This window comes from Geoglobus sp. (genome assembly GCF_054018175.1).
In genome coordinates, this window is sequence record NZ_JBPLZQ010000031.1 from 20,870 (window position 1) to 29,183 (window position 8,314).

General features: G+C 53.3%; 12 protein-coding genes. 4 read left to right on the forward strand and 8 right to left on the reverse strand.

What is annotated here, in order from left to right; genetic code table 11:
* The first annotated feature begins 36 nt into the window (after positions 1-36).
* The 3 genes from ACXJJC_RS02610 to ACXJJC_RS02620 are packed head-to-tail and all read left to right on the forward strand — an operon-like array spanning position 37 to position 1,651.
* Complete coding sequence (locus ACXJJC_RS02610; protein WP_456369248.1) at positions 37-909, forward strand: ABC transporter ATP-binding protein; 873 nt, start codon at positions 37-39, stop codon at positions 907-909.
* Complete coding sequence (locus ACXJJC_RS02615) at positions 909-1,079, forward strand: TFIIB-type zinc ribbon-containing protein (protein WP_456369250.1); 171 nt, start codon at positions 909-911, stop codon at positions 1,077-1,079. The genes ACXJJC_RS02610 and ACXJJC_RS02615 overlap by 1 nt, the downstream gene beginning before the upstream one ends.
* Positions 1,079-1,651, forward strand: coding sequence for a metal-dependent transcriptional regulator (locus ACXJJC_RS02620; RefSeq protein WP_456369252.1), 573 nt, complete (start codon positions 1,079-1,081; stop codon positions 1,649-1,651). The genes ACXJJC_RS02615 and ACXJJC_RS02620 overlap by 1 nt, the downstream gene beginning before the upstream one ends.
* On the opposite strand, the gene fdhD is transcribed toward ACXJJC_RS02620, so the two are convergent.
* Positions 1,638-2,312: a formate dehydrogenase accessory sulfurtransferase FdhD gene (gene fdhD, locus ACXJJC_RS02625; RefSeq protein ID WP_456369254.1), complete on the reverse strand. Its 675-nt coding sequence runs from the start codon at positions 2,310-2,312 to the stop codon at positions 1,638-1,640. The genes ACXJJC_RS02620 and fdhD overlap by 14 nt on opposite strands.
* 38 nt (positions 2,313-2,350) lie before the next feature.
* Here fdhD and ACXJJC_RS02630 point away from each other — a divergent pair, with 38 nt between their 5' ends.
* Positions 2,351-3,202, forward strand: a complete 852-nt coding sequence (locus ACXJJC_RS02630; RefSeq protein WP_456369256.1) for a ribbon-helix-helix domain-containing protein — start codon at positions 2,351-2,353, stop codon at positions 3,200-3,202.
* Here the strand turns inward: ACXJJC_RS02630 and ACXJJC_RS02635 are convergent.
* The 7 genes from ACXJJC_RS02635 to ACXJJC_RS02665 form a co-directional block, all read right to left on the reverse strand.
* A complete protein-coding gene (locus tag ACXJJC_RS02635; RefSeq protein WP_456369258.1) occupies positions 3,167-3,661 on the reverse strand; it encodes an endonuclease V in 495 nt (164 codons plus the stop codon). The genes ACXJJC_RS02630 and ACXJJC_RS02635 overlap by 36 nt on opposite strands.
* On the reverse strand, positions 3,662-3,826 hold the full coding sequence (locus ACXJJC_RS02640) for a hypothetical protein (RefSeq protein ID WP_456369260.1): 165 nt from the start codon (positions 3,824-3,826) through the stop codon (positions 3,662-3,664).
* Positions 3,823-5,415, reverse strand: coding sequence for an O-phosphoserine--tRNA ligase (sepS, locus tag ACXJJC_RS02645; RefSeq protein ID WP_456369262.1), 1,593 nt, complete (start codon positions 5,413-5,415; stop codon positions 3,823-3,825). The genes ACXJJC_RS02640 and sepS overlap by 4 nt, the downstream gene beginning before the upstream one ends.
* The gene (gatA, locus tag ACXJJC_RS02650; RefSeq protein ID WP_456369264.1) at positions 5,405-6,772 is read right to left on the reverse strand and encodes an Asp-tRNA(Asn)/Glu-tRNA(Gln) amidotransferase subunit GatA; all 1,368 of its coding nucleotides are present in this window, start codon (positions 6,770-6,772) and stop codon (positions 5,405-5,407) included. Before gatA ends, sepS begins: the two co-directional genes overlap by 11 nt.
* Positions 6,769-7,050, reverse strand: a complete 282-nt coding sequence (gene gatC, locus ACXJJC_RS02655) for an Asp-tRNA(Asn)/Glu-tRNA(Gln) amidotransferase subunit GatC (protein WP_456369266.1) — start codon at positions 7,048-7,050, stop codon at positions 6,769-6,771. The genes gatA and gatC overlap by 4 nt, the downstream gene beginning before the upstream one ends.
* A 64-nt stretch (positions 7,051-7,114) precedes the next feature.
* Positions 7,115-7,447 carry a nucleotidyltransferase domain-containing protein gene (locus tag ACXJJC_RS02660; protein ID WP_456369268.1) on the reverse strand — a complete coding sequence of 111 codons (333 nt, stop codon included), beginning with the start codon at positions 7,445-7,447 and terminating at the stop codon, positions 7,115-7,117.
* Positions 7,440-7,637, reverse strand: a complete 198-nt coding sequence (locus ACXJJC_RS02665) for a HEPN domain-containing protein (RefSeq protein ID WP_456369274.1) — start codon at positions 7,635-7,637, stop codon at positions 7,440-7,442. The genes ACXJJC_RS02660 and ACXJJC_RS02665 overlap by 8 nt, the downstream gene beginning before the upstream one ends.
* Between the last annotated feature and the right edge of the window lie 677 nt (positions 7,638-8,314).

Below are 8,314 nucleotides of genomic sequence, written 5' to 3' on the forward strand. Positions count from 1 at the left end.
GCAAATGTTAATATATTGTTTGCCCAAGGCAGAGCGATGCTGAAAGCTTCGGGGTTGAGGAAGAGCTTCGGAGATTTCGTTGCCGTTCACGAAATCAGCTTCGAGGTGGAGAGTGGCCACGTTCTCGGCATAATCGGTGAAAATGGAGCCGGGAAGTCCACGACTTTGAAGATGCTCACGGGACTCCTCCGGCCGGACAGGGGTGAGGTTTACTACGATGGCGTGGACCTCTTCGAGAACCTGAGGGAGGTCAGGAGAAGAATTGGCTACCTTCCCGAATACGATGCTCTTTACGACAACCTCAGTGCGAGAGAGTACCTGATGGTCTTCGCTGAAATTTACGGCATTGACAGGGATGAGGCTGGTGAGAGAATAGACAAGCTTTTGAGCTCTCTCAAGCTCCCGGACGACAGGCCTGTCGGGAGTTTTTCCAAGGGTATGAAAAGGAAGCTGTCGATTGCCAGAACTCTCGTTCACGATCCCGATTATCTGATATACGACGAGCCGACGAGCGGTCTCGACCCGTCAACGTCACTCTTCGTGACGGAATTCATAAAGGACCTCAGCAGAAGGGGGAAGACTGTTGTTTTCTCGGCCCACAACATGTTTTACGTTGAAACGGCGTGCGATACCCTGCTGGTAATAAAGGGGGGAAGAGCGCTGTACTTCGGCGGTCTCGATAACCTGAGGGATGCCATGAAGCGGTACGTGATCGTGTTTGAGGAGAACGGAGTGGAGAGGGAGCTGGTTACGGGAAGTGTTGACGATGTCAACAGAGCGGTGAGGGAGATCGTGGAGAGCGGTGGGAGAATAGTCAGGATAGACACCCAGACCCCGAGGCTCGAGGAGATATACTTCACACTCACAGAAGGGAAAAGTATTATGAAGGGAGGGATGAATTTCCATTAATGCGCGAGCTCAGGGGACTCCACTGTGCGAGATGCGGTAGTGAGTTCGACCTCGTGGTGGTGAGGGCAACCGGATACAGCGGACCCATGCACCTACCGAACCTCTACTGCCCCTTCTGCGGCAGCAGGAGGATTATGAAGAAGAGGGGCCTGTTCTTCGGTGAACTGTGATGGAGAGGGTTGAGGAGTACCTGGAGACGATATACGACATCCAGAGGTCGGGGAAGGTTGCGAAGACCAAGGACATAGCCGACAGGCTGAACGTAAAGCCGTCGAGTGTCACCGAGATGCTCAACAAGCTGAGCGAGATGGGTTACGTGGAGTACCAGCCCTACAGGGGAGCGGTTCTGACCAAAAAAGGGCTCGAAGTTGCAGAGAGGGTGAAGAAGAACTACAGGGTTTTCAGGAGGTTCTTCGAGGACTACCTTGGAATAGATGGCGAAACAGCCGACAGGCTGAGCTGCACGCTTGAGCACGTTGCGGATGAGGACGTGATAAACAGGCTGTGCTCGATCATTGCGAGAAGCTGCGAGATATGTGAGGTCTGCCAGGAGGAACTGCTGACCCTGGACGAGGCCGAAGATGGAATGTACGTTGTGTTTGCGGCTCCAAAATCTCTGAGAAAATCCGGGTTCTCTCCAGGAAGGCCGGTGGAGGTCAGAAGCGGAAATCCCGTGGTGGACGGAGTTGAGATCGAGCTCGAAGAGAACCTGAAAAAATTTGTTTTGCTCAAGCGTCCTTAGCTATCGCCCCAGAATTGATGGCTATTCCGGTTGCGAATGATATTGCTGACAGCCCGTGTTTCCTGCACAGCTCAACGGCGGAGTCGAGAATTGCCGCCTTTGATGCGACGAGAGGAATCCCTGTCCTTATCGCTTTCTTGGCAATTCCCGCCGTAATCCTTCCGGAGAGCAGGAGGAATGACTTCTCGAAGTCGAAACCTCTGTTAAAAGCAATCCCTATGGCCTTGTCCACAGCGTTAGGCCTTCCGACATCGTGGCTCTTCGCAATTTCGCCACTCTCCGATACGACCATTGCCGTGTGGTAGGCTCTCGTCCTCCTGTAGTAGTCCTCTTCCAGTTCCTTAAGGTATCCTCTCACGTAGTTTATATCAAATCTCACCTTAGGGCTCAGCGTTCCAAGGGGCTCGTCCACGTAAATGCCAGCACACCCCGAGGAGTTTATCGTGGTCTCGAATCCCCTATCCACCATGGCAACCGCCACGTCACCCTCGACTATGACCTTTGGATCTGACGACAGACCTTCTGAAATCAGAAAGCCGGTGACGAGCTCCTCAAGATGGGGAGGAGTGCAGAACACCCTTATCACCCGGCCGTTCAGGATAATCTTGAGTTCCATTTCCTTTCCGATTTCCAGAGTCCTTCCAATTTCGATGATCTCCATTGGAAAGGGTTTAATGCCATGGAAGTATAAGGGTTGCGATGAGGATCGTCAACCTCAGGCTCGACGAGAAGATCGTTGAAAGGATCGACGAAATCTCCTCAAAGCTCCTGATCTCGAGGAGCGAGGTGATAAGGCAGGCTCTCACCCTTTACATTTCCCTCATAGAGAACATCGGGTTCTACTTCAAACCCTCGGTCTTCTCGCCAAAGCTTGACATATACGAGGAGAGAAACGGGATTTACGTTGACCTGGGCAACAACCTGTCCCTGTCCGTCTTCAGCGTAGTGTACGGAGGTATAGGGGAGAAGGAGGGGGACTGGTTAAGGGCCAGCGTTGAGAGGGTCGCGGAGATAATGGCCCACCAGATAGAGGTTGAGAGCATCTGCAGGTTCATTCAGCCGCTCGCAGTCGAGCTTTCAACGGGAAATGAGCTCGACTACGGTATGAGGTTCTACAGAAAGTTTCGCGAGCTCTTCAGCGGGAGGGTTGTTTTCGCGGACAGCGAGGATGTTGCCAGGACGGAGCAGAGCTTCTTCAGTGCAGTGGTCGTTGGAGTGAGGGACATGAGGGTGAAGAACGTTCCGAAGAGGGGGGAAAGGATCTTTCTCTACGGCAGGGTGATGAGAGGGGAGGAGCTGCTGAAAGAGAATCCGCCTGACATCGCGATTTTCAGGAAGCTTGCAGATATGGTGAGGGAGGGAAAGGTCAGCTCGATAATGCCCGTGAAGGGGGATGGACTCAGGAACGCGTGCATATACGCAGCATCCATTGCTGGAGGGAGGCTGAGGATGAAGGAGGATATTGACGGCGGATGTCCGGCAACAGCAGTAATCGTGAGCGCTGAGGATATGCCCTTAGAGGGTGGCGTCGAGGTGGGAGAGATACTCTGACTTCACCTCTTTCGACAGCCTGTCTGCAATTCTCACAGGTTCCGGGAGCTTGTAACCCCTCAGGCAGCTCTTAACAACTTCAAGGGCCTTTTCAGGCGTGAATTTATGGCCCACTGAAATGTATATGGGTCTGCACCTACCGCATGTCTTCAGCTCGTACCCCACAACCGTCCCGTGGGCATGCAGCTCTTTGACGTCTCCTTCACCAACAACCTCTCCGTACAGTCTCTTCTTCGTAATTCCGATTGTGGGAATGTCGAGCACCACGCCAATGTATGTGGCGAGTCCGCACCTTCTCGGGTGAGCGAGTCCGCTCCCGTCAACCATCACGACGGCATTTTCCCTGAGAACTGCCCTGACTGCCCTGATCGCCGGCCCGCTCTCCCTGTACATGAGGAATGTCGGGATGTAAGGGAATGTAACCTCCTCAACGAGGTGATGCTGCTCAACTACTACCATCTACGGATACTCCAGCAGCACTGCCGCTGAGACGACGTACTCCTCTCTGTTCACTCTGAAAAAGGCCTGATCTACACCTATGACGTACTCTACCCTCCCCGGATCCGAGAGGACAGCTTTTCTGCCAATCTCAATCTGCTCTTCCTCGAGCCTCTTCAGGTTCATCTCACCCTGAACCTCACGGCCAGAAACAGCGGTCCGCGGACATCGACGACTTTTCCCCTGGAGATCAGGTAGTTCATCACGCTCTCGTGTATTCTGAGGTTCACGTCAGAGAGCCCCTCCACGACCCTCGCCCTTATCTCTTCCTCCTCCCGTCCCGATATCAGCGCCTCCTCGATCCTCCTTGCGGCCATGTATGAGAAGGAGTCCACGTACCTCACTCCTGTAGACACACCGTCTTCGAAGTACCTGGCAAACCTCTCGTTCCTCGGAACGCCGTAAATGTTCCCTTCATGCACGACGATTTCGTTCGCGTAAGCAGGACCGCAGAGCTTCACGTTCTCTCTTTCAAAGACGTGGACCTCAACATGCCTTCCAAACACCTCTCCTTCGAAGGCCAGAAACTCGCAGGGGCCCTGAGCCGAGGCGTTCTCCTCGAAAGCCTTTATCACAGCGCCTGCGATTTCAAGGCCTTTCGCGGTTAGCGGAACATCCCTCATCTCGATCTTCCTCGCTATGTCGACATCGCTCAGCTGGAGGTGTCCGAACCCGTAGACCATTTCTCTGACGTCAGAGTAGTCGTGGATTATCATCGCGAGCCTTTCCACGCCGAGACCGAGGTTCATAACGGGGTACTCTATGCCGTACTCTGCGAGTGCCGTTGGGGAGTAGATCCCGAACGTCGCGACCTCAATCCAGCCGTCCCTGTACTTCCTGTTGTTCTCGAGGTGTGGGTGGTAGGCGAAGACCTCCGTCTGGGTTCCGGGGATGTAGTACTTGCTCCTCTTGTCGTCCTCTTTGAACCTGAACTTCTCGAACCCAAACTGTCTGAGCAGTGCCTCGGCAACGGCCTTCCCGTCCTCCACGCTCACGTCCTCGTCCATTATGACGCAGCTCGCTGAGTGGTAGGTGTAGAGCCTCGTCGCGTCCTCCCCCTGCTCCCGTCTAAAGCACCTGTCTATGGAGAACAGCTTCACCGGCAGGGGGTATTTGTCCGCGAGCTTGGAGAGGGTTATGAACCACCCCGTCGTCATGTGGCTTCTGAGTGTGAGCGTCGTGGCTTCTGGTCTGAGCTCCTTGAATTCGGGAAAGACCTCGTCTATGATTTTCAGCGCTGCGTGGTCTTCCACGTTCAGGGCTTTCGCTATCTCGGAGGACAGGTCGTCTCCGTCTATGACTCCCTTCTTGTAGAGGTGCAGGACTCTCCTCAGATCGTCCACGCTGAAGCTTTTGCCGATAATTTCCTCAATTTTCCTCACCCTGTCCTCGGAAATTCCAACGTTCGGCCTCGGCAGGCCGGCGAGATAGAAGCACCTGTCCAGTACCGCAAGCGCCTCCTTGGAGAACTGCTTCCTTATGTGCACGTCCTCAACTATCAGCGGGTTCACGACCTCGCTGAAGCCTATTCTCAGATATGCCTGCCTCAGCCTCTGAACAGTCTCGTACACCGGGTGAGGTCTTCCGAGGTCGTAACCCGTAAAGGGGTACCTCCTGAAGTGGGGAACGCTGCTCAGAACCTCTCTCCCCTCTATCCACGCTCTCTCGAAGTCCTCTTCAGCTCTCCTCTTCCACTCCTCCGCGTTAAACCTCATGCTCCTCTACCTGCTTCGCGAAACCCAGAATCGTGTTCTCCTCGAAGTGGTTTCCTATAACCTGCAGCCCGACCGGAAGTCCGTTCAGCTCTCCGACTGGCATGGAGAGGGCTGGCAGTCCTGCGAGGTTTATCGGCGTCGTGTTGACATCGGCCTTGTACATCGTCACTGGATCTGAGAGCTCCCCGATTCTGAAGGCAGTGGATGGCATTGTGGGTGCGATAAGAACGTCGAACTTCTCGAAGGCTCTTCTGAAGTCGTTTATGACGAGCGTCCTGACCTTCAGAGCCTTCAGGTAGTACTTGCCGTAGTACCCTGCTGAGAGCGCGTAGCTCCCCATCATGATCCTCCTCTTCACCTCAGCTCCGAAACCCTCTGCCCTTACCCTCGAGAAGTAGCGGTTCCAGCTGTCCAGGTTCTCGAGGGCGTAGCCGTACCTGACTCCATCGTACCTTGCGAGGTTGGATGATGCCTCGCTCATGGCTATGACGTAGTATGCTGGCAGAGCGTACCTGAGTGATGGAAGGCTGACAGCCTCCACGTCCGCGAACCTTCTGAGTTTTTCTACGAACTCGTTGAAGAGCTGCTGGACATCTGGATTGGCCTGCATCTCCTCCACGACACCAACCCTGAATTTTCTGCTCACCGGATTGTAGGTGAACTCCCTGCCGGAGCTGGTGGAGTCCCTGTCGTCCCTGCCGGCTATTACCTCGAGCAGCAGGCCGAGGTCGTCTATGGACGCGGCCATGGGCCCTATCTGCTCAAGGCTGTTGGCGTAAGCGATCAGCCCGAACCTCGAGACGAGTCCGTAGGTTGGTTTTAACCCGTAAACTCCTGTGAAGCTTGAGGGACACCTTATGCTTCCTCCAGTATCCGTTCCGAGGGCGAGGACTGTCTCGTCCCCTGCTACAGCAGCCGCACTCCCTCCGCTGCTGCCTCCCGCGACTCTTTCAAGGTCGTGGGGATTCCTGACAACTCCGAAGTAGGAGGTCTCTGTCGTCGTTCCCATGCCGAACTCGTCCATGTTGGTCTTGCCGATTATTATCGCTCCCTCATGCTTCAGCCTCTCCACAACGTGGGCGTCGTAGGGTGGGATGTAGTTCTCGAGCATTCTCGACCCGCAGGTGGTTCTTATGCCCTCTGTTGAAATGTTGTCCTTGATAGCCACCGGAATTCCTGCGAGTTTACCGTCTCTCTTTCCTCTGTCGTACTCTTCAGCCCTTTTAAGGGCCTCGTCCTTAGTAACCGTCACGTAGGCGTTGAGCCTGCTCTTCTCTATCCTCTCAATCAGCTCTGAAACAAGGTCGTAGGCGCTCTCCTCTTCCAGCCTCTCCTTCCACTCCCTTACCGTTATCATTCCACAACCCTCGGCCCCTTGAAGTAGCCCTCCTCCCTGTGCTTAGCGTTCATGAGGGCTCTCTCCCTTTCGAGCCCCTTCTTTGGCTCGTCCTCTCTGAAAACGTTCTTTATCGGGAGAACGTGGTACGTTGGCTCAACATCAGCATCGATCTCGTCAAGCTGGTTGAAGAACTCGATAATCTTCTCGAAGTCTGTCCTGAAGCTCTCGACCTCCTCATCGCTCAGCTCGATTTTAGAGAGGTTCGCCACATGTCTGACAACGTCCTTGTCTATCATTCCTGCTGGACTTGTCAGGATGAATTAATAAATTTTCCACCATCGGATCGCAAACCCTGGACCCCTATCCCCGGGTGTAGACTTTCTCGACATCTCTGAATCTCTTTATGCACACAGGGTGGATGTTTACCCTCTCATCATCAGTGAGCGACCTGACTAACTCGACACACCACTCAGGGCTGAACCTTTCGGGAATCCTGTCAGAGACGATCAGTATGTCCAGATCTGATGAAAGCGTGTGTTCTCCTCTCGCGTAGCTGCCCACCATGAAAACCTCGCATTCTCCGAAGATCTTCTCTGCCCTCTCCTTCGCTTCTACCGCAATCATTTTAGCGTTCCTGAAAAAATCCTCGTTTTTCCTGAGCAGCTCATAGTATTTGGCCGTTCTATCATTCAATCCCGGGCACCTCCATGAATTTTTTGACTGCCTCAATCCCCTCTCTGGCAACGTCCCCGGAGTAGTCCACGTCGAAATATCTCGATGCCACATACGAAAGCTCGAGTTCCCTTGAAATGTTCATGTTTTCTTTATATAATTCATCCAGCCTTTCGTTTTCAGTCGTATTCTGGATCGAGACGGGACATATCTTTTGCCTGAAGGATTGTTAAGTGGTTCAGCGGGCTGACATCTCTGCTCTGGCCGTAGCAATTCACAGCGTATCCGAGGGTATGGCGGTGTGGTAATCTGTGACGAATCCATCATCGCTGCAGTGCTCCCTGCCATACGCCCCCATTAGCGGCAGGGCGATGATTTGCTGTGTCATTGTCCGATGTGCGCTATAGCGGATTTGAGGTCAGATGCTTCTCGATCTGGCGCCTTGTTGAGGTGGTGTGTCCGCAGATCTCTCTCAGAAGTCTGGCATTTATTCTGCGAAATCAAATTGGTTTCATCTTGAAAAGGAAAACAGCGAGCCAACAGCGGTTGATTGGCGTAGTTACGGGGTAATTTTGAACATAGCCAGAATTTATAATTCTCCTTTTGAGTAAAGTGAATATGTCACGCGATAAAGTTTCTTTGATTACGTTCACGGATAAAAATTCATGTAGCTGGCGGTCTGAACTTAGCGGTCTCCAGGGATTCCTTTCGCGCAGCTGGGTCTCTCCGATCCGAACTTCAAAGTATCTTCACTGAAACAGCTTCTCAAAAACTGGCTGCTCTTTAAATACTCCCGCTCACTTCACCATGCAACCAGCAATCCCTCGAAAAAGCGGGCAGGAAAAGGGTTATAAAGGGGTAAAGGAGAGATTTGAACGTGGGAATCTC